At 39.2% G+C, this 20,778-nt stretch carries 18 protein-coding genes; 16 read left to right on the top strand and 2 right to left on the bottom strand.

What is annotated here, in order from left to right:
* The 5 genes from CYQ88_RS02965 to CYQ88_RS02985 form a co-directional block, all read left to right on the top strand.
* Nucleotides 1-323: flagellar basal body P-ring protein FlgI (locus CYQ88_RS02965; RefSeq protein ID WP_199170152.1), on the top strand; the 323-nt coding region annotated here is incomplete at its 5' end.
* Nucleotides 324-334: 11 nt separating this feature from the next.
* The gene (locus tag CYQ88_RS02970) at nt 335-787 is read left to right on the top strand and encodes a rod-binding protein (RefSeq protein ID WP_101839864.1); all 453 of its coding nucleotides are present in this window, start codon (nt 335-337) and stop codon (nt 785-787) included.
* Between the two features lie 38 nt (nt 788-825).
* A complete protein-coding gene (flgK, locus tag CYQ88_RS02975) occupies nt 826-2,718 on the top strand; it encodes a flagellar hook-associated protein FlgK (protein WP_101839865.1) in 1,893 nt (630 codons plus the stop codon).
* Nucleotides 2,719-2,737: 19 nt separating this feature from the next.
* The gene (gene flgL, locus CYQ88_RS02980) at nt 2,738-3,793 is read left to right on the top strand and encodes a flagellar hook-associated protein FlgL (RefSeq protein ID WP_101839866.1); all 1,056 of its coding nucleotides are present in this window, start codon (nt 2,738-2,740) and stop codon (nt 3,791-3,793) included.
* A gap of 82 nt (nt 3,794-3,875) precedes the next feature.
* Complete coding sequence (locus CYQ88_RS02985) at nt 3,876-5,198, top strand: murein transglycosylase domain-containing protein (protein WP_101839867.1); 1,323 nt, start codon at nt 3,876-3,878, stop codon at nt 5,196-5,198.
* Here CYQ88_RS02985 and CYQ88_RS02990 read toward each other — a convergent pair.
* Entirely contained in the window at nt 5,184-5,828 is a 645-nt protein-coding gene (locus CYQ88_RS02990) for a 3'-5' exonuclease (protein WP_101839868.1), read from the bottom strand. The two genes, CYQ88_RS02985 and CYQ88_RS02990, sit on opposite strands and share 15 nt — an antisense overlap.
* Before the next feature lie 458 nt (nt 5,829-6,286).
* Between CYQ88_RS02990 and pseC the strand changes: the two genes are divergently transcribed.
* The 11 genes from pseC to CYQ88_RS03045 all read left to right on the top strand — a co-directional run bounded on the left by pseC (nt 6,287) and on the right by CYQ88_RS03045 (nt 19,509).
* Nucleotides 6,287-7,453, top strand: a complete 1,167-nt coding sequence (gene pseC / locus CYQ88_RS02995) for a UDP-4-amino-4,6-dideoxy-N-acetyl-beta-L-altrosamine transaminase (protein WP_101839869.1) — start codon at nt 6,287-6,289, stop codon at nt 7,451-7,453.
* On the top strand, nt 7,450-8,139 hold the full coding sequence (gene pseF, locus CYQ88_RS03000; protein WP_101839870.1) for a pseudaminic acid cytidylyltransferase: 690 nt from the start codon (nt 7,450-7,452) through the stop codon (nt 8,137-8,139). The genes pseC and pseF overlap by 4 nt, the downstream gene beginning before the upstream one ends.
* 59 nt (nt 8,140-8,198) lie before the next feature.
* Nucleotides 8,199-9,257: a putative sugar O-methyltransferase gene (locus CYQ88_RS03005; protein WP_101839871.1), complete on the top strand. Its 1,059-nt coding sequence runs from the start codon at nt 8,199-8,201 to the stop codon at nt 9,255-9,257.
* Between the two features lie 466 nt (nt 9,258-9,723).
* On the top strand, nt 9,724-10,875 hold the full coding sequence (pseG, locus tag CYQ88_RS03010) for a UDP-2,4-diacetamido-2,4,6-trideoxy-beta-L-altropyranose hydrolase (protein WP_101839872.1): 1,152 nt from the start codon (nt 9,724-9,726) through the stop codon (nt 10,873-10,875).
* Between the two features lie 485 nt (nt 10,876-11,360).
* Nucleotides 11,361-12,104 carry a TylF/MycF/NovP-related O-methyltransferase gene (locus CYQ88_RS03015; RefSeq protein ID WP_101839873.1) on the top strand — a complete coding sequence of 248 codons (744 nt, stop codon included), beginning with the start codon at nt 11,361-11,363 and terminating at the stop codon, nt 12,102-12,104.
* A gap of 21 nt (nt 12,105-12,125) precedes the next feature.
* Nucleotides 12,126-13,001, top strand: a complete 876-nt coding sequence (locus CYQ88_RS03020) for a bifunctional 2-polyprenyl-6-hydroxyphenol methylase/3-demethylubiquinol 3-O-methyltransferase UbiG (protein ID WP_101839874.1) — start codon at nt 12,126-12,128, stop codon at nt 12,999-13,001.
* Between the two features lie 31 nt (nt 13,002-13,032).
* A complete protein-coding gene (locus tag CYQ88_RS03025; RefSeq protein ID WP_101839875.1) occupies nt 13,033-13,992 on the top strand; it encodes an ATP-grasp domain-containing protein in 960 nt (319 codons plus the stop codon).
* Complete coding sequence (locus tag CYQ88_RS03030) at nt 13,985-14,677, top strand: HAD family hydrolase (protein ID WP_158235996.1); 693 nt, start codon at nt 13,985-13,987, stop codon at nt 14,675-14,677. The genes CYQ88_RS03025 and CYQ88_RS03030 overlap by 8 nt, the downstream gene beginning before the upstream one ends.
* On the top strand, nt 14,665-15,705 hold the full coding sequence (pseI, locus tag CYQ88_RS03035; protein ID WP_101839877.1) for a pseudaminic acid synthase: 1,041 nt from the start codon (nt 14,665-14,667) through the stop codon (nt 15,703-15,705). The genes CYQ88_RS03030 and pseI overlap by 13 nt, the downstream gene beginning before the upstream one ends.
* 381 nt (nt 15,706-16,086) lie before the next feature.
* Nucleotides 16,087-18,576, top strand: a complete 2,490-nt coding sequence (locus CYQ88_RS03040) for a 6-hydroxymethylpterin diphosphokinase MptE-like protein (protein ID WP_101839878.1) — start codon at nt 16,087-16,089, stop codon at nt 18,574-18,576.
* The gene (locus tag CYQ88_RS03045) at nt 18,577-19,509 is read left to right on the top strand and encodes a hypothetical protein (RefSeq protein WP_101839879.1); all 933 of its coding nucleotides are present in this window, start codon (nt 18,577-18,579) and stop codon (nt 19,507-19,509) included.
* Nucleotides 19,510-19,541: 32 nt separating this feature from the next.
* On the opposite strand, the gene CYQ88_RS03050 is transcribed toward CYQ88_RS03045, so the two are convergent.
* Nucleotides 19,542-20,765, bottom strand: a complete 1,224-nt coding sequence (locus tag CYQ88_RS03050) for an EAL and HDOD domain-containing protein (RefSeq protein ID WP_101839880.1) — start codon at nt 20,763-20,765, stop codon at nt 19,542-19,544.
* Nucleotides 20,766-20,778 lie beyond the last annotated feature (13 nt).

The following is a 20,778-nucleotide window of genomic DNA, read 5'->3' on the forward strand; positions in this document are numbered from 1 at the left end:
CTGGAACCGTGGTGATTGGTCAGCATGTTACGGTAAGTGCAGCGGCAGTGACTCACGGAAATCTAATCGTAAAGGTGACTGAGCGTTCAGCCGTTTCACAACCTAATCCTATGGCTGGTGGGGATACCGCTTTGACGGAAGAATCCGATATCTCGATTGAAGAAAGCGGCAATGGACGTATGTTTAAGTTCCCGAAAGGGGTGTCTTTAGACGATATTGTTCAGGCCGTGAATAAAGTGGGCGCTGCACCTGGTGACTTAGTGGCCATTCTGGAAGCGCTAAAACGTTCCGGTGCTTTACGTGCCGATCTAATGGTTATTTAGAGGGCAAGAAGATGTCGAGCCTTGACTTACAAACGCCAAAACTTGAAGCCTATCAACAGATTTATGGTAGTGGTAGTGCCTTTAGTGATTTAAAGAAAACGGCGCGTGAAGATCAGCAAGCGGCTCTGCGTCCGGTTGCTGAGCAATTTGAGGCCATGTTTTTAAATCAAATTTTAAAACAAGCGCGTCAAGTTAAATTTGATGATGGCTTTATGGACGGTGAAGGTACTGAGTTTTATAAAGACTGGTATGACAAACAGTTGTCGCAAGGTTTGTCCACTAAAGGTTCTTTAGGTTTGGCCGATAAAATTGTAGAGCAGCTGTCTCAAAAGTTGCCAACCATGACTGCTGAGCAGTATCATGAACAATTGATGAATAAAAATAAGCAGCAAACCGAACTTGAAAAACCGCCTGCAAAACAATATACAACAGCAGAGCGTTTAGCTTTAAGAGCAATCCAATAAAATGATTGGAATGACTGGATCAGAAAAAGGAGCCTGCTATGGCTGACATGTTAACGATTGGAACCAATGCAACTAACACCTTTAAACGCGCACTCGATGTGACAAGTCATAACGTCGCTAATATTGGTACAGAAGGTTATAACCGTCAGAGAGCTGAAATTTTAAGTGATGCGCCAGGTAATGCCAGTGTCGGTTTTCATGGAGGCGGCTCAAGAATTGGTACCGTTCAGAGAATGTATGCTGATTTTATCCAGTCCCAGCTTGTGGATGCTAATAGTCAAAGAAGTCGTTACAGCGAGCAATTGAGTGTGGCCAAACAGCTGGAAGGGGTGGTTGCAGGTAACGATGCGGGTATTCAAGACTTTATGCAGCGTTTATTTGACTCATTTCACAATTTAGCCAATAATCCGACTTCTTCAACGGCGCGTCAGCAAGTTATCAGTGAATCAAATAACATGGAAAGCATGCTTTCCAATATGAGTGGCGTACTGAGTGAAACGCAAATTCAAACCAATGCCCAGATTGAAAATATTGTGCTGCAAGTTAATGAGCAACTGACGTCGATACAAGCGATAAACCAAGAAGTCGCCAATTCAACAAACTATGGTGGGCAACCACCAAATGATTTGTTAGACCAACGAGATGAAGCCATAAAGCAATTTGGTGCTTTAATGGACATAAAAACGTTCAAACAGCCTGATGGCCGAATTGAAATTTATACGGCTGATGGGCGATACCCACTATTAAACGATAATGTCAGAACCAACTTGTCAGCATCTTATAGCGATTATAAGAATGAGCAAAAAATGGAGGTCTATATTGACCTGAGCGGCAATCAAAAAATGATCTCTGACAGTGTTCAGGGAGGACAGTTAGGTGGTTTATTGGACTTCCGTAACAATATGTTAGATAAATCTATGAATGAGTTGGGGGTTGCCCTCAACGGCTTAGTCGCATCGGTTAACTGGCAACACTATCAAGGTTTTGACTTGAATGGCGATCCTGGACAGGATTTCTATCAGCCCTTAACGGTGAACGCTAATGAACGGCTGACGAATACAGGGGTAGAAGATGGTACCAATATTAAAGTCAGCTTTAATCCGCTTTATAACCCAAGCACACCTGTACAAGGAACCAATCCACCCTTTGATCCAGCTGCTGTTGCGCCAGCAGCCAATGCGCAGCCTCCGACTTATGGTGATAAGCAAACCAATTTTCAAACGGCTATGGCAGAAATTGGGAATTTTAAAGCTCGGGAATATGAACTGACTTTTATAGCGGTAAGTAACAGTTATGAAGTTCGCGATTACAAAACGGGTGAAGTGCTTAATGATGCGGCAGGTAACCCAATATCCGTAAGTTTAGGCGCACCCGATAACGGAGTGAAAAATATTGATGGGTTGCAATTTGATTTTTCTGTAGCACTGGTGCCAGATGATGGTGACCAATTTATCGTTAAACCGCATCAGGAAATATTGAATAATTTTAATACGATTTTGGATGCGCCTGAAAAGCTAGCGAGTAGAGGGCAATCATCTCAAGATACTAATAATGATGGTGTCTTAACGGATGAAGTCCCAGCCGCCGCTGCGTATGGTGACAATGTGAATATGGCCAATATCGCTAGCTTGCAGTCAAAGAAAATCTTATACTCCGATCAAAACGGCAATCCGTCGGAAACTATTTTGGGTGGCTATTCAAAAATGGCGACCAATGTCGGGATGTATGTAAGTGGTACACAAATTCAATTAACGGCACAAGAAAATGTATTTAATCAGGTTAATGACAGACGAGAAGCTTATTCTGGAGTAAACTTAGATGAAGAAGCGGCAAATTTATTAAGATTTCAGCAGGCATATCAAGCGTCTGCTCAGATTATTCAGACATCACAATCTTTATTTCAAAGTTTGTTAGGTGCCGTTAGGTTATAAGGCATAGGGGGTATATATCATGAGAGTTTCTAGTAATCAATCTCAGTTTCAAAGCTTTAGTGCAATCAACAAGCATCAATTAGCGATTATGGACGTACAGGAAAAGATGTCTACAGGAAAGCGTGTTAACCGTCCTAGTGATGACCCTATCGCAACGAATCAAATTCATTCACTTAATAAGTCGATTAATACGCTGGCGCAGTATGAAAAAAATGGACAGTTTGCTAAATCCCAGCTGGTTCAAGAAGAAACGGCCATTGCCGGAACCATTGACAGTATTCAGCGTGCGCGAGAACTTGCAATTCTAATGAAAAACGATACCTATGGTACGAATGATCGAAAAGCAACAGCATTAGAAATCGGTCAGATTATTGAACAAGTTAAAAATACCATGAATTATACGAATTCTGAAGGTGAGAAACTGTTTGCGGGTAACAGTGTCAATGCAGCGGAGGCCTTTGTTCCTGACCCTAATAACCCTGGATATTATGCCTATATTGGGAGTAATAACTCTACAGTCGGTGCAGCAACACCTGCAATCGATTCTCAAGCGAACTTTGGTGCACGTTTTGTACAGATTGGGTTTGACGCTAATAACCAGTTAGATGCTGGGGACTTGGGAGACTCCAGTCGTGTCAGAATTACCGATAACGGAGATAGGGTTTTTCAAGTACCTGGCGCAACGACACAGTTTGTTGATGACCCAGCTGGCGCGCCACCCGTCGCACTAACGCCGCAACCAGATGCAAATATCCTCAATATTTTGGTTGAGTTTCAAAAAACATTACAAGCGGGTCAAGCACCATCTGATAATTTGGTGACGGATATGGATAAATCACTAACACAGTTATCGGATATTCGTGCTGAAATTGGCGGACGTCAAAATCGTATTCAGGCGCAATATGATGCAGGACAGACTTTTAAAGTCACCCTTGAGGAACGCAAAATGAATATTGAACAAATGGACTTGGTACAAGGCATTTCAACTTTAACTCAGCATCAAAATGCCTTGCAGGTTGCTCAGCAAATCTTTTCAAAAGTTCAAAGCAATTCTTTATTTGATTTCATCAGATAAGCATGAATAGATCGCCTTAGAGGCTTTGGCCTCTAAGTTGCTTTAGTCAAAATATCCCAACCGTTTTTTGACAGGAGTAAGCGTGTCTTTATACAAAACAGCTTTTTATGTGGTAACGGCTGCATTGATTTTGATGGCGGTGAATAGTGCAGCCATGATGGAGGTGCAGCGCTGGGTAACGCAAATGTCAGCCAACTATTACCAACCACAAAGTGCGACAGAAAAACCCAATAGGACGCAATTGCTTCAAGCACCAAGGATGATACAAGCCGGGTCTAGTCGGCAGCTAGGAACCCAACAAAAACACAATGAATCTCAGTCGACCAAACAGATTTCTAAGCAGCCATCAACACCGCAAAAAGTTTCAACAGAACGTTTGGACTTGGTCGAACCAGTTGTCAAAACGGCTGTTTATTTCACTCCTCCATCACATCAAAAAACGGTACCATTAACGTTATCAATTCGTCAGCAACCTGATAAAAAAACACCCACACCTTCTAAAGTTGACATCGAAGATAACGATGCTCCTGTGGCTTTGCCTGAATTGGTTTTATATCCAGACGAAATCGTCATCGCATTTCCAAAAAAAATAGCTTCAACTGAAAATATTCAAAAAGTCGTTAGTCGGGTATTATTATCGAATACGCCTCTTGCAGAAGCAGATTTACTAAAAACCCAACCAATTGATTTAAAGCAGCGTCCTTATTTTTTTCGTCGGGTCTTGGATCAAAATAAAGCGCCTGTTCGTTATCCTCTGCAAGCCTTTAAGTATGCTGATTATTTAATGGAACATCATGTTGAAGAACACCAGGATGAAGCTGGCAAGTTTATTACGTTGCATATCCCGCTTGTTGAATATGGCATTACGGGGCCCGCTAAAAATTACCAGGCCTGGGTAGAAAATTATGCAAAAGAGTATCAAATTCCACCGTCTTTGGTGTACGCAGTTATGGAAACCGAGAGTGCATTTAATCCCAATGCCGTCAGCCGCTCCAATGCGATTGGTCTAATGCAGTTAAAAGCGGATGCAGCGGGTAAAGATGTTTATCAGTACGTTGACGCCAAACCTGGCCAACCGAGTTTGTCCGAGTTGTTTGATTCAAAAAGTAATATTCGTATGGGAACCGCATATCTTGGGCTGCTTACGCACGACTATTTAGCGGATATTAAAGATGATCGAATTAAGCAAATGGTGACCATTTCATCTTATAACGGTGGCTTAAGCACTGTGCTTGAATTATTTGGCAAAACCCCTAAAACGGCAACGCAACAACTGAACCGAATGAGTCCAAAGCAAGTTTATCGAAAGTTACGATTTGAGCATCAATCAGATGAGACTCGGCATTATTTAGAAAAAGTGTTAAAGGCGGAAACAAAATATCGTGATTTACTAAAGGCGGCTTAATTCGTCATTGGTTTGGTTAATGAGCGATTGAATTCGTTGATAGGTCGTTTTCGGGGCTTGTTGATGCAATGCGTTTAAAGACGCAACCAAACTGCGGGTATCATCTAATGCATTATGCTCGTGAACCTCTAGAGCCAAATTAAACTGCTGAAAAAGCTCGCCACTGGTGACGCTTGTATTGACGCCAAACGGTTCAAAGACCTCAATTAGATCATAAGATTGAATCCAGTCAGGACTGAGCCGATTGAGTGTGGCGGTTTCTTGTAAAACATGCAGGTCATTACCCCAACTTGCCATTGCAATTTTACCGTTTCGGGTAAAGCTGGCGAGCTGTTGAAAAAAGTCTTTGGGCGTGAGGCCATTATCAACATCCGCTTGTGAAATACCAGTCAGGTCTTGAATATAGTCTGACAGTTTCGGGTTTTTGTTGGGTTTTATAAAATGGTTCAAGTCTGTTTCAACCGATAAACCCTGTTCGGTGATTTGAATGCAAGAAGCCGAAAATTGAATCAGTTCCCGTGCCTCCCAGGGTAAACCCCAACCTCGGTGCTGAGATCCTTCCCAGGCCGTAAATTCTGTATCGTAAATAATTAATCGCATAATAAGCGTATTATAAAGCTCGGTTTCCATTTAATTTTCAACACTATAACCGATTCAGGCATGGTTTGAGTTAAAAAAGCTGCTTTTTATGGGTTATGAAATAACGGTTTTGGCCGATTAAATAAATATAAGTTACGCAGTGTAAAGGCGTTTCAATCAGTGGTATGATTATTCCACAAATTTTTTGCATCAATTTGCGCCAGTGTTAGTGCATGACTGTGTACTCAATAAGTAATGAGTTTGTACTCATCACCAGTGGAACAGTTTTCTTTATTATGACCGTAAGTTAATGTTTTCTTATGCAGCGGGTTTTGGTGAGTGTCGTTTGGCTAAGCCAGGATGTTAGATAGCTAATTGGGTTTGAACTCTAGTCAAGAATCAATGTTCTGTGGCAAGGCATGAATGAATTTATAGAGATGAAAAAGAATACGTAGAATGTTAGCCAATCTAATAACCATCATCATGCACTTCAAACAAGGAATAACTGGATGATTCCCTACGGTAAACAGTTAATCAGTGAAGATGATATTGACGCTGTTAAAGCGGTTTTAAAATCTGACTATTTAACTCAAGGCGAACAGGTGCCAGCGTTTGAGCAGGCGATTGCACAAGAGTGTAAAGCACGCTATGCCGTTGCAGTCAATAGTGCGACTTCAGCCTTGCATATTGCTTGTCTTGCCTTAGGTGTTTCGAATGGCGATTGGGTTTGGACTTCACCGAATACCTTTGTCGCTTCGGCGAATTGTGCACGGTATTGTGGCGCTGAAGTTGATTTTGTTGATATTGATCCGCAAACGTACAATATGTCGGTTTCGGCTTTAAAAGAGAAATTGCTTGTCGCAGAGCAACATGGTAAGTTGCCGAAGGTCGTGATCCCCGTCCATTTTGCTGGACAGCCCTGTGATATGAAAGCAATTTATCAGCTTTCCCAACAATTTGGTTTTGCGATTATCGAAGATGCAGCACATGCCATTGGTGCCCAATATCAAGACCAACCAGTCGGTAGTTGTCGCTATTCTGATGTTACGGTTTTCAGCTTTCATCCCGTTAAAATTATCACCACCGCAGAAGGCGGTGTAGCGATGACAAATCAACCAGGCCTGGCAGAAAAAATGAAATTGTTACGCAGCCATGGTGTGACGAGAGAACCCCAATTAATGTATGACTGCCCCAGCGTCGATGCGGAAAGAGGTGCTTGGTTTTACCAGCAGGTTGATTTAGGGTTTAATTATCGAATGACAGATCTACAAGCAGCTCTAGGCTTGAGCCAGTTAAAGCAATTAGAGGCTTTTGTCGAAAAACGTCATCAGTTAGCACAGGTTTACCATCAGAGTTTAAAAAATTTTCCACTTAAGTTGCCTTTTCAGTCAGAGGGAAATCGTTCTTCTTATCACCTATTTCCAATTCAGTTGGAAACGGAAGTTGTTTCGCGCCAGCAATTTTTTGATCGTCTGAGAGAGAAGGGTTTGGGGGTTAATGTTCACTATATTCCCGTTCATACTCAGCCCTATTATCAACAACGAGGATTTCGAGTAGGAGATTATCCGGTTGCAGAGGCGTATTATCGTAAAGCGATCAGCATTCCATTGCACCAGGGCATGACAATTGCTAATCAGGCGACGGTTATTAAAGCTATCAAAGAGAGTTTAATATGAAAATTTGTGTTATCCCTGCTCGAGGAGGCAGTAAACGCATCCCACGAAAAAACATACGTCCTTTTTTAGGAAAACCTGTTATTGCATATCCTATTGAAGCCGCCATTGCTTCTAGCTTATTTGATGCGGTGGTGGTGTCCACTAATGATTCGGAAATTGCTGATATTGCTAAACAATATGGTGCGGAGGTGCCGTTTATGCGTCCAGAGGCGCTATCAGATGACCACACGGCTACGGCACCTGTACTGATTCATGCAATTGAGTGGTATGAAAATAAAGGTTATTCGGTTGAAGAAATGACTTGTCTATATCCGTCAACGCCTTTTATAAATCAAAATTTATTGCAAGACGGTTATAGACTATGGAAAGACGTTCAGTCGCCTTATTGCTTTGCAGTGAGTGAGTTTCATTCAGCTCCCCAAAGGGCTTTAAAGTTAAGTGATCAAGGTCGTGCAGTGAGCTTATACCCTGAGTTTCAGCAAACCCGAACTCAAGATCTCCCACCCACTTTTTTTGATGCGGGCATGTTTTATTTCTGCGATGCTCAAATCTATAAAAGTGGTGTGTCAATACATTCAGATTCTGCCGTACCATTTGTGTTACCAAGACATTTAGCGCATGATATAGATACTCTTGAAGATTGGGACTTTGCCGAAAGATTTTATAAATTTTTACATATGAAGTAAGTTGTCTCCGACTACCTTAACTTACTAATACAAGTAAACTCAAAGGATATTGGAAAAATATGATTGCACAAAAATATCAAGCATTATTAGCAGTGATGCAGCAGAATAATGTCTTATATCGTCCCTCGGCATTTTGGGCCGAGGCTTCATTGGAACTGGTTAAAGAGTTTGAAGCCAATGGCATTGAAAATTTTCGGCGGTTAATGGCGTCACTTTTATTTTTCGTACCGACTTACGGTTTTCCGGGTAATGCCTTATCAGAGGAAATTGTGCAGCAGCTTGAAACCGCGTTAGAGCAGGTAAATGCTTCTGAAAAACAACAGGAGATTGTGAGTCAGTTCACATCAGGTTATGTGGCGGCGTTAGCCGATTATCGTGTGTTTATGGCAACGAATGGACCCCGACCATCAATCGAAGGATGTGTGGATCTACGCAGTTTTTCAGAAAGCCAGGTAGGGAATCCCGTTGAACAGTTTGAATTTGACAATCATTTCTATAGTCGTTCGGCTTTAAATTATTTGTTAGGACTGTCTTTTTTACAGCAATATGTTCCATTACATACGATAAATACGGTACTGGAAATTGGCGGTGGATTCGGTACGTTGGGTGAAATTGTGTTAAAAACTTTCAATAGTGCACAGTATATTGATGTGGATATTCCACCAACGTCAATGGTTTCAGAGTATTATTTGCAAAAGGTCTTTGGCGCAGACCAAGTGAGTACCTATGAAGATACAGCCACATTAACCGATATTGCCGTCAATTCGCTTCAAAAAGCTAGTGTGTTAAATTCCTGGCAAATTGAGCAGTTGTCAGGGGATGTTGATTTATTCGTCAATTTCATTTCATTTCAAGAAATGGAACCTGAGATTGTTCAGAACTATTTAGCGCATGTCAAACGCTTAAATGCAAAATGGTTGTTATTACGCAATATGCGCGAAGGTAAACAATTACGATCTCAACATCGTTTTGGTGTTGAGACACCAATCTTAACGGAAGATTATATCCGTATGGTCGGTGGCTATGAACTAGTCGACAGTAATGTTATGCCATTTGGTTATAAAACGGTCGATCATTTTCATTCTGAGATTCTGCTTTTTAAACGGTGTGACGCTTAACCTTTAGTATTTTAAAGATTGTTTCAGAGTTTTTTCAACCCTTTTGCAGAGGGCTGATTGAAGCTATTATCTGGCTTAAGCACTTTTACAGAAAAGAAAACTGGTCCTCTTAGTACACTATCAATCCGTCGAACTCTTAGCTTTCAATTTTTTTACCAACTTTTATTAATCCTTTGCAAAGGAAGTTACAGAAATTAAAGAATCATTGAGTTCATCAGTGACGTTTAATGAGACTTGTATATACAGGCAATGATTATTTACGAATAATTCCGATTATTAAGCATATGATTGAATGCTTCTAACAATAATGTGTAAAACCAAATACAGTTTATTGTTGGATTCCTTTTTCAAAGCATTTCGTTTTAGAGGCGGCTCTGCTAATGCTATTTAGTAAAAAAGGTTCAGTTGAAGATTGGAAAAAGCCAAAACTGATGTATAAAATGCTAAAACAAGAAAGGGATATTGAATGAAAGTCGTGTTCCGAACTGATGCTTCAATTCAAATCGGCACAGGGCATGTTATGCGCTGTATGACTTTGGCCAAAGCATTGTCTGAAAAGGGAGCAGAAGTTCAGTTTATTTGTCGGAACCATATAGGCAATTTAATCGAAAAAATTCAAAACGAAGGCTTTAAAGTTTATACACTAAATACCAGCTATGATGAAGTTCTATGTCATTCCGTGCAAGGCGAGTCAATGAAGTCATTACCGTGTGGAGCAGAACAACTTTGTCATTATTTTCAAACCAACGAATCTCCAGTTCCCAAGCTCAGTCACTCTGATTGGCTTGGCGCCACACAACAAGAAGATGCAATAGAGTGTCATTCGATATTACAACAAATACATCCAGATTGGTTAGTTGTAGATCATTATTCAATTGATGCATCATGGCAGAAAATCTTAAAGAATTTATATCGAAAACTCATGGTCATTGATGATTTAGGAGATAGACGACATATTTCTGATTTATTACTGGATCAGAATTATGGTTCAACTGTCGATAAGTACCAAAAGCTTGTGCCCAAAAACTGTAAAATCCTAGCAGGAGCACAATATGCATTGTTAAGACCAGAGTTTGCAAAGTGGCGACATTTCAGCTTGGAACGTAGAAAAAATAATCAGAAGGTTAAAGGTATTTTAATCACGCTAGGAGGAGTCGATTCAGGTAACATTACTGGGCAAGTTCTTCAACAATTGTCTAAAGCAGAGTTGGACTCCGGTATTGAAGTAACAATTGTTATGGGGTTAACTTCACCTCACTTAAAAGCCATCGAACAACAAGCTGAAAGCCTGAATTTCAAAACCAGTGTTAGAATCAATGTCAACAATATAGCTGAGCTTATGGCTAATGCAGACTTGGCTATTGGCGCAGCTGGGGCTACAACTTGGGAGCGTTGTTGTCTAGGCGTTCCTACTATTCAATTGGTAATAGCTGAAAATCAGCGCCAGGTGGCCGAACGTTTGGCGATTGACGGTGTTGTTAAGTCGATTTATCAACCGAAAGAACTGGTTTCGTTGTTATCGACCGCACTGGATTGGATGCCTTCGTTAGGCCAGATAGCAAGTGGTGTTTGTGATGGACATGGTTGTGATCGCGTGATAAATACAATGTGCTCGTAAAATCAAGTATACATCTAAAGTGATTCAGAGCTTTGAATGAGAGCAGAAACGAATAGCTAATATGATAGTGATTAGTGAATTTACGTAATAAAATGAAGCGCGTTCTGAGTGAGAATTAACGATTTTCTAACTGATCTAAGGAAATCTTACCTACGAAAATTTTGCACAAGTAAAATTAAATTGTTTATGGGTAAAGGATATAACCTGTATTGAAATTGTGAATGTTTTTTATTTGTAATCAAGGCTTGTTATTGTGATATGAGAGAATGTAGGCTGATATTTCTTTTTCATTTTTTTAGCGGAATGAAGTGGTACAGAATAATTGGAAAAGATAAGTAGTTTGCGCTGAATAAAGTATTGTTGGAATGTATTTATGTGTTTTATAATCGTAAAAATTGGCAATAAATATTGGGTTATATTCAATCCAATAGAGTATGCAAAATCATTTGCATAGCGTGCCAAGAATTTGGGAGGGAAGATTAATAATGAGTATTAATGTATTAGGTGGGTCAACGACCGAAGAAAAAAATAACAAGACGCACTTGGTAAAAACCTTGCGTAGTAGTGCTATTCCAGATAGCGAATTATTAGATAATTTGGGTTTGTTTTTAACTCGCCAGAGTTTATCTCGAATTAATTTTATGCAAGAGCTATATTCTAAAATCATACAAACTCACGGTTCAATTATGGAATTCGGTGTACGTTGGGGGCAAAATTTAGCTTTATTTTCCGCATTGCGAGGCATTCATGAGCCGTTTAACTATAATCGACAAATTATCGGTTTTGATACCTTTAGTGGTTTTACTTCGGTGGATGAAAAAGATGGCGAGTCAGTAAAAGCAGGCGATTACGGGGTCAGTGATAATTGGAAACAAACACTCGAGAGTATTCTAACTTTTCATGAGAATAATTCACCGATTGCGCACAAAAAGAAAGTCCACCTAGTAGAAGGTGACGCGACTCAAACATTACCTGATTATTTAAATTGTCATCCAGAAACCATTGTTGCTCTAGCATATTTTGATTTTGATATATATCAGCCGACTAAAGTTTGTTTAGAGGCTCTATTACCACATTTAACCAAAGGTTCGGTTGTCGCATTCGATGAGTTAAATTGTGCTGAATTTCCAGGAGAGACATTAGCAGTTAAAGAAGTCTTGGGGTTGTCTCGTTATGCTATTAAACGCTCGCAACATAGTCCGCTGACATCTTATATTATTATTGATTAATTATTAAAAGAAGGTGTGAATATGGGTTTGACATACCAAACAGAATTGGGGTTTTATACGCTTTGTGATAAGCCTACGCAAGCAGAGCTAGATGAATATTATGCGCAGAAATATTTTCAACAACTGAAAAGTAAAACCTATTCTGCTAGCTATAGCGATCAAGAGTTAAATTTATTTGAACAAAAATTAGAACAGCGCTATGCAGCCATTTGTGAGAAACGAGATACAAAGACATATGAGCGTTTTCTAGATGTTGGTTGTGGTGAAGGTTTTGCTTTAAATTTTTTTGAACAGCGCGGATATCAGGTTAAAGGCTTAGATTATAGCAGTGCTGGTATTAAGCAACATCACCCAAAACTACTAGATAAGTTGGTCGAAGGTGATGTTTTTAAGTCATTACAAAATGAGCTAGAGTTAAAAAATAAATATGAAATAGTTTGGCTGCAGAATGTCTTGGAACATGTTTTAGAGCCAGTTGATTTGTTAGAGGATTTAAAGGGATTGCTATCAAAAAATGGCGTATTAGTTATAACTGTACCTAATGACTTCTCAGAGTTACAAACATATGCCTTAAATAATAGTTATGTAGATAGCGAGTATTGGGTGGCTATACCAGATCATATCAGTTACTTTAATACATTGAATATTAATGAAGTAATTGAAAAAACGGGTTGGAAAATGCTCGATAAACTAGCTGATTTCCCTATAGATTGGTTCATATTTAATAACCACTCAAATTATATAAAAAATAAATCTGTTGGAAAAGAAGGGCATTTTGCACGTTTAACTATTGAAAATTTAATTTCAAAAAACGGCAGTGATAAAGCAAATGCTTTTTATCGAAGTTTAGCTGATTTAGGAATGGGTAGGAATACAACCGTTATTGTAGGTTTGTAATGTTTTATTAATCAATTTTTGAGGGGGCGGTGTGTTAAAAAACAGAAATTTATTAATAACTAGTGTCTCCAAAAAGGTTGGATTAGTTAAAGCATTTATTAAAGAGGCAAAAAAAGAAAATATAAAAGTTTTTGGGGCAGATGTTACTAAAGATGCTGTTGCCTTGTATTTTTGTGATAACTTTTTTATTTTACCGCATAGAAACGATGCTGATTTTTTATGTGATTTAGTTAGAAACTGTAAAAAGAGAAGAATTAAATTTATTTTGCCTACTAGTGATGGTGATTTAATTTTTTTTGCAAAAAATAGAACGATATTGAGTGAAAATAATATTGAAGTTTTAATGAGTGGAAACACATCCATTAATATTTGCACATCAAAATTAGCTTTTAATCAACACTGCAAGCAGAATGGCCTTCCTATACCTTATAGCTATGATAGCTTAAACTTAGTTAAATACCCGGTAATAATAAAAGAAGAGTTTTCTCAAGCTAGTAAGGGTGTTTATATTGCAGAGAATAAGGATCAAGCCATTGAAATAATTAAAGTCCTACCTGTTGAAAAGTACTTGATTCAGGAATTTGTTTTAGGGCAAGAATATTCAATTGATGCGTTTTTCGATAATGAAGGATGCGTAAAAGCAGTCTTACCAAGAAGTCGGGATTTGGTTGTTGGTGGTGAATCAGTGATTACAACAAGTGTTGATTTACCAGAACTGGAGATTCTAGTTAAGGATTTAGGTGAAACTTTAAATCTTTTTGGACATATTGTTGTTCAGGCATTTTTCCATGATGGAGTTGTTAGCCTTGTAGAAGCTAATCTTAGATTTGGTGGTGCATCAGGTCTTGCTTTTGTCACTGGTGTAAATTCTCCGAAGTGGCTAGTAGAATATATGGTCGGAAAAAAATCATATTCAGTAAGTGATATTAAGTATAACGTTAAAATGTTTAAATATAGTTCTGAATATATTTTAGGGGCTGATATTGATTAATGCTGTTATTTTTGATTTGGATGATACATTATATTTGGAGTCAGAATATGTGTTGAGTGGTTTCAATGCAGTAGCAGAATATTTGTCTGTTAAATACGGAATAAGCAAATATGAAATATATATTTTTTTGAAAAATCAATTTTTAACACATGGTAGAGAGAAAATATTCAATTACCTATACCATTATTTACTAGCTAAAATAATACCTGATAATGAAGCTGGTTTGGTTGAAGAATTGGTAACTGTTTATAGAAATCATGAGCCAACTATAGTTCTGGAAAAAAATATAGTCACAGGTTTGTTGGAGTTAAGAAATAACTATGACTTAAAGCTAGGTTTGTTGACTGATGGGTTGCCTTTGATGCAAAAAAAGAAGGTATTGGCCTTAGGTATAGAAGATTATTTTGATGAAATCGTATATTCATGGGAGATAGGTTGTCCTAAGCCCCATGTGGATGGTATCAATTACCTGCTTGCTAAGCTTGGAACGACGAGTAAAAACACTATTATGGTTGGTGACAACCCGAGTCATGATATTGAGCCAGCAGTAACTTTATCTATGCCGAGTATAAGGGTATTGACAGGTAGGTTTAAGTGCGTAGCTTCTAATGCTTGTTATGGAGCTGATGTTGAATTAAGTTCAATGAGTCAAGTTTTTATTGAGATTAAAAAATGCTTAAAATAAATGATCGTTTGATTAGCAGTACTAACCCTCCATATGTTATTGCAGAATTATCAGCAAATCATAATGGTAATATTGAGCGAGCTATTGCTATTATTGATGCCGCTAAGCGTAGTGGGGCTGATGCAGTCAAATTACAAACTTATCGCCCTGATACTATCACTTTGGATAGTAATGCTCCTGAGTTTATTATCGAAGGAGGTCTTTGGGATGGTAAAAGTTTGTACGATCTTTATGAATGGGCTCATACACCTTGGGAATGGCATAGGCCTTTATTTGAGTATGCTAGAAAAATTGGTATTACAATTTTTAGTTCTCCTTTTGATAATACAGCAGTTGATTTACTTGAGGACTTAAATACACCAGCTTATAAAATCGCAAGTTGCGAAGCCATTGATTTACCATTAATTAAGTATGTGGCTCAAACGGGTAAGCCGATGATTATTTCTACCGGCATGGCAAATGCAGAAGAAATTCAAGAAGCTATTGACTCGGCTAGAGAAGGTGGTTGTACTCAATTGGCAATTTTACACTGTGTTAGTGGTTACCCCGCACCACCTGAAGATTATAATTTATTAACAATACAAGACATGAAAAATCGTTTCGACTTACCCGTAGGCCTATCTGATCATACCTTAGATAACACTACAGCAATTACCAGTGTTGCATTAGGTGCCTGTATTATTGAAAAGCACGTTACTCTGGATCGAAATGGCGGAGGTCCAGATGATAGCTTTTCACTAGAGGAACCAGAGCTTAATGCTTTATGTACTGATGTTTATACAGCGTGGAAAGCATTAGGACAAGTTGATTATGGGCTAAAATCTAGCGAGCAAGGAAGTGTTAAGTTTCGTCGTTCCCTATACTTTGTAAATGATATTAAGCCTGGTGAAGTGGTTTGTGCCAAGCATATCAAAAGCATAAGACCTGGTTATGGTCTAGCGCCGAAATTTTATGATGATGTGATTGGCAAAGTTGCAAAAATTGAGAGAAAGTCTGGTGACCCAGTAAATATTGAAGCTTTTAAGTGATTAGTTTTTGAGAAATATCCTAGATACAAACATTTTCGATATTGCACTTCATGACCGACTGTAATTGCATTAAAAAATTGTTGTACTGTTACATGAGAGGCGCTTGATAATATTTTGATTTCCCATCCCCATAATTTACCGATACTAGATCGGCTTATGATAGCTACTCTTCTTGATGCCAGTCATTTCGAAAAAAAATTTAAATAACAATTTCTATGTCGATACTTTCATTATCATTAAAACTTTGGATATTTGGCTAAATTATGATGGGGAATACTAGTATTCGTAACTGAGAAATAGGTTAATCAGCAGGCAAATAAAAGTGCTCAGTAAAGCTTGATCAGTTTGACGAAATATAAAAAAGATTTAAAGGAATTTGCCATGCAAAAAATGGAACATTTGGAGTTAACACAAAATAAATTTGGTGAAAGTTACTTTCCAGAGGTCAATCGACTGTCCTTTGAAAAAAACGCCTCAGATGATGTTTTAACACCTCATTATGAATCCTTATTAAACGAGGAAGAGGCATTATTTATTGTTGTTGGGTCAGATTCGGGCTTGTTATATCAATATATTCAAGAACATATACGTCACAAACATAGTCAGTTTGTATTTATTGATTTTGATGAGGTGATTGAGGCGGCCCAGTTGGCAGGTGATGACAAAGAAGTTTGGGAGGGTCAGGTTCGTCTAGTCAATCAAAACTTTGAGTTTATACGCTTAACCGCCGAATTTAATAGCTATATTATGCGACGTCGGATTCATCTAATTAAGTCCCTCGCTGTGATGGATTCAGAGCCGAATACGCCTTACGCGGATCTTTGGGAACAGATGGAAGTTAAGTTTGTTAGTTATTTGCGTTCGGAATTTAATGTTCAAAGTAATAAGGTCTTTGAAGAACAGCGTTTACTCAATGCGGTCGATAACTGGATGCCAGCTGTTGAAATTGAAAAGAGTCTAGAGGGGCGCGAAGCCATTATTTTGGGAGGTGGGCCGACACTAGATGATGCCATTGATTGGGTGAGAAAAAATCAGGATAAATTGATTGTATTTGCTGCAGCAAGGATTGCAAAACGCCTTGAAAGAGAAGGCATCTTGGTAGATTTCTTTGTGACAGTTGATCCTTTTCCTTGGAACTTTGATAATTCAAAAGCGGTATTAGGTGCTTCGGACTACAGCATTTTAGCGCATAGCTTCCATGCCCAGCATCGTTTGTTAAGTCAGTGGAATGGGTTAGCAATTTATATGGGTGAGAAATATGCATGGAGTGATGAGAATGCTAAGACGAACATTGACACTCTTGGACCAACGGTGACCAACTCTGCCTTGCATTTAGCCTGTAGCCTGGGGGCAACTCGGGTGTTTTTTTCTGGTGTAGATTTTTGCTATGCAGGCGGTTTGACGCATGAGTCCAGTAGTGATGAAGCCAAGCATTCCGATACGGTATCTCATTATGGTAAAGCACGCCTATTGGATAATGCGGGTCAATTAACTGAAACAGGGGATGATTTTTTCTCGGCAAAGCAGGCGATGGAAAATATGATTAGCTATTACTTGTTGCATAAGCCGATCGAGTTTATTAGTTTGGGATTGCATTCCGCCAAAATGGACAATGTTGTCTTTATCGACTGTAATGAGGTTGAATTGCATTCAGAGTCCAAACAGGCGTTAATGACCGAAATAAAACTCAATATTACGCTGACTTCCCAAGAAAAATTTTCACTGGCTCAAGACACTCAAAAACTGCTGAAAAAGCAACATAACCGTTTTAAAAAATTATATAAGCAGGCTAAAGAAACGCGTATGTTAGCCAGTAAAATATATGATGCAAAAACAGGTCTGCCAAATGAAAAAAATGCGGTAAAACTTAAAAAATACCGTAAAAAAATTGATTATTTAGTTGGCCGAGATGGCGATATGTTAGCCAGTTTTCAATCGGCTTTTTTTGCTGATGTTTTTAAGCCAATTGATGATGAAGGAGCGATGACTGAGGCAGAAGTGGTGCAACAGCTGGAAGCCTTTTTTGGTGGTGTAGAAAAGGTCAGTGAGCATTTAGTGAGCTTATTAAAGCAAGGATTGGAAAGAGCCGAGCTTCGTTCAGATGAACTCAATACTCAAAGCTGGCCTTCACAGTGTATTGATCGTTGGCGCAAATGGGATGAATTTGGTCGTGCTCTTCAATGGAAGGCATGGCATCCAGTTGAATTACCAGATGCTGAAGAAGCTATTTTGCAAGGTGCGATTCAACAATTCCAATCCGAATATGAAAAAACGGATCATATTTATACTCAGATGTTACAAAAAAATGTGTCCAATGTATCGGCATTAATGGCACGGGCGAATAATGCATTTGCGCTAAAAAATTGCGAAGAAATTCAAAAATTGATAGAACACGTTGAAACCCTTGATTCAGCACAAGCGGAACAGAAGGAGAGCTTTTTAACTTTATTAAGAGGAATGGTTGAAGAATTGAATAACGACCCTGTTACTGCATTTAATCTTTATGAAACCATTTCAGCGCCTGTGTTAAAGCATATGGCATTGAAAAAAATGCTTCCTATTGCTATGGATTTAAAGGATTTTGATGCCGCATTAATTGTACTGGAACGTTTATGCGGCATTTCTATTGATTATATGGTGTCCTATGCCGATATGTTGAAATTACTAGGGAATACGGCGGCAGCCATTGAAGTATTAAAAATGTACCTAGATAACCAACCTAATCGTTTGTCGGTTAAAAACAAGCTAGCGCAATATTATATTGATGACTCGAATTTTTCTGAAGCTAAGTTGGTTTTAGAGGGGGTGTTGGCAGAAAATGCCGAAAACCGAACTGCTCAACATTTATTGAACACGATTACTGAGGTTTAAATGACTATTGGTTTAAAACTTGAATCTGTTGATTGTGTGTGGGACAAGGGTGCTCATAATGCGTTCACAGATCTAATTTTGTTTGATGGATACTGGTACTGCGCCTTTAGACAAGCACAACACCATATGTCATTGGATGGTCAGATTGTAATTCTATGCCGTCAAAATGACCAGGCCTGGGTAAAATCTGCAGAAATAAGTTGGGCAGGAGGAGATTTACGTGATCCTAAGTTTGTGGTCACACCACAAGGGCAATTAGTGCTGATGGCCGGTGTCCGATGGGCTGTGCCAACCTCTCCAAGTTCAGTGCTTTGTTCAGTGACCTGGCAGCTTAAAAAGGGCGCCGTATCGGATCCTTTTGTCACTGATCAAGATGAAGGTACTTGGCGTTGGAGTGGCAGTGCTAATCCAAACCATATTTTTAGTATTGGTTATGCGGGTAAAGATATGGATGGGTGTTTGTATCTTTCAGAAGACGGAAAATATTGGCAGCCCCATCTCAAACCGTTCTTTCCAAATCCTGATTGTTTTAGTAATGAAGCGTCTTTAGTTTTTGCGCCGGATGCGACTGGCTACTGTTTACTGAGACGGGATGGTGAAGAGTGTCCAGGCCTGTTCGGTCAAGCCAAACCGCCTTACCAAGTTTGGCAATGGCAACCTTTATCGGTGAGAATTGGTGGGCCGAAACTAATTCAATTAAGCTCCGGAGAGTTGATTGCGGCTTTTCGTGTATTTGAGGAAAAACAACCGAAGGTGATGATTTATGAAATCGAAACCGAATCGGCACGACTTAACCATTTAATCACCTTGCCATCGGAAGGCGATTGTAGCTACCCAGGCCTGGTTGAAAAAGATGAACACCTCTGGGTCAGTTATTATTCTTCTCATGAAGGCAAGGCTGCGATTTACTTAGCAAAATTGTCGAGAACTTGACCGAATTATCGCCAATGATTTTATTTGATGGTTTAGGCCGCAGCTAAGCTTTGTAATGTTTGATTAGCCCAACCATTGGCATTCATATAATCGGTTGAAATAACCATGATATCAGCCCCTTCAAAACCAGATAAAATCATGTGGGTATTGCCTTGTTCCAAGGCTCGAGCAATCAACAAAGCTTGCCCCATGACGCCTTTCTGATCAGTTAATGCTTCTTTGATTCTATCCGTCAGAGGCAGTTGATCGACAATATCAGCCATCGGCGTTTTTAAAAAGGCATTTAGGGTCGAAAACAGTCCAACCATAAAGAAACGTTCTTTAAGCACGCCTTGACCAATGCTAGTCGCGAGGGATTCTAAAAACTTAGCACGAACCAAAGCGGTCACTAGGAGTTCGGTTGGCACTTCATCCACTTCTGACAGCATGAGCATATTCACCCAAAACTTAAGTCGTTTCAGTCCCATGAAATTAACAGCTTGTTTTAAGCTATCAATTACTTGAGGCAAATTATTTTGAGGATGATTGATCGCCGAAAGTAATTTATGGGTGAGACCGACATCACTACCAATGGTTTTCGCTAATACGTCAAATTCAATATCAGGGTCATTGACTTCGGCTAGCAATTTAAGCATTGCCAGCTTATTACCAGCTACTTCTTTTTGGGATGAGAGTATGGGGTTGGTGAAAAAATAGCCTTGGAAGTACTGAGCGCCTTTGTCTTTTAATACACTGTAGGTTTCTTCCGTATCTACGCCTGTCACGATGACTTTGAGATTTTGCTGGTGCAGCTTGTCAAACAGTTCGTCCAAGGATTGATCGCTGATATCCATGACTTTGAATTTCACCAACTTGGCAATCGATAACAGCTTGTCATGTTCGGTGCTGGGTTGATAATCCTGCAGTGCGATTTGCACACCTTGTTGCACCATCTCTTTGATCGCCATTAACGCCGTTTTATCTTTCAAGATGCTAATGTCAACTTCGACAATCAGTTTTGATAAGGGTTCTATTGGTGGTAATAATGCCAGTTTCAGTAGTGGAATAGGGACTTGGTAAAAAACCGGTTTGTTGGCCGTAAGGACTTCAAATCCAATATTTTGTTGGATCTGTTGCCATTGATCTTGAATGGCACTTTCCCATTGTTCCGTTGACAGCGTCTTACCTGGGAGGGCTTCAACCTTAAGTTGGTATGCATAGAGGCTTTTTGTTGCATCCAGTACAGGCTGTTTATTGATAAGCAGAGGTAGTGACATGGCGTTTATTCCT

The organism is Hydrogenovibrio sp. SC-1, assembly GCF_002848135.1.
Classification (GTDB): Bacteria; Pseudomonadota; Gammaproteobacteria; order Thiomicrospirales; family Thiomicrospiraceae; genus Hydrogenovibrio.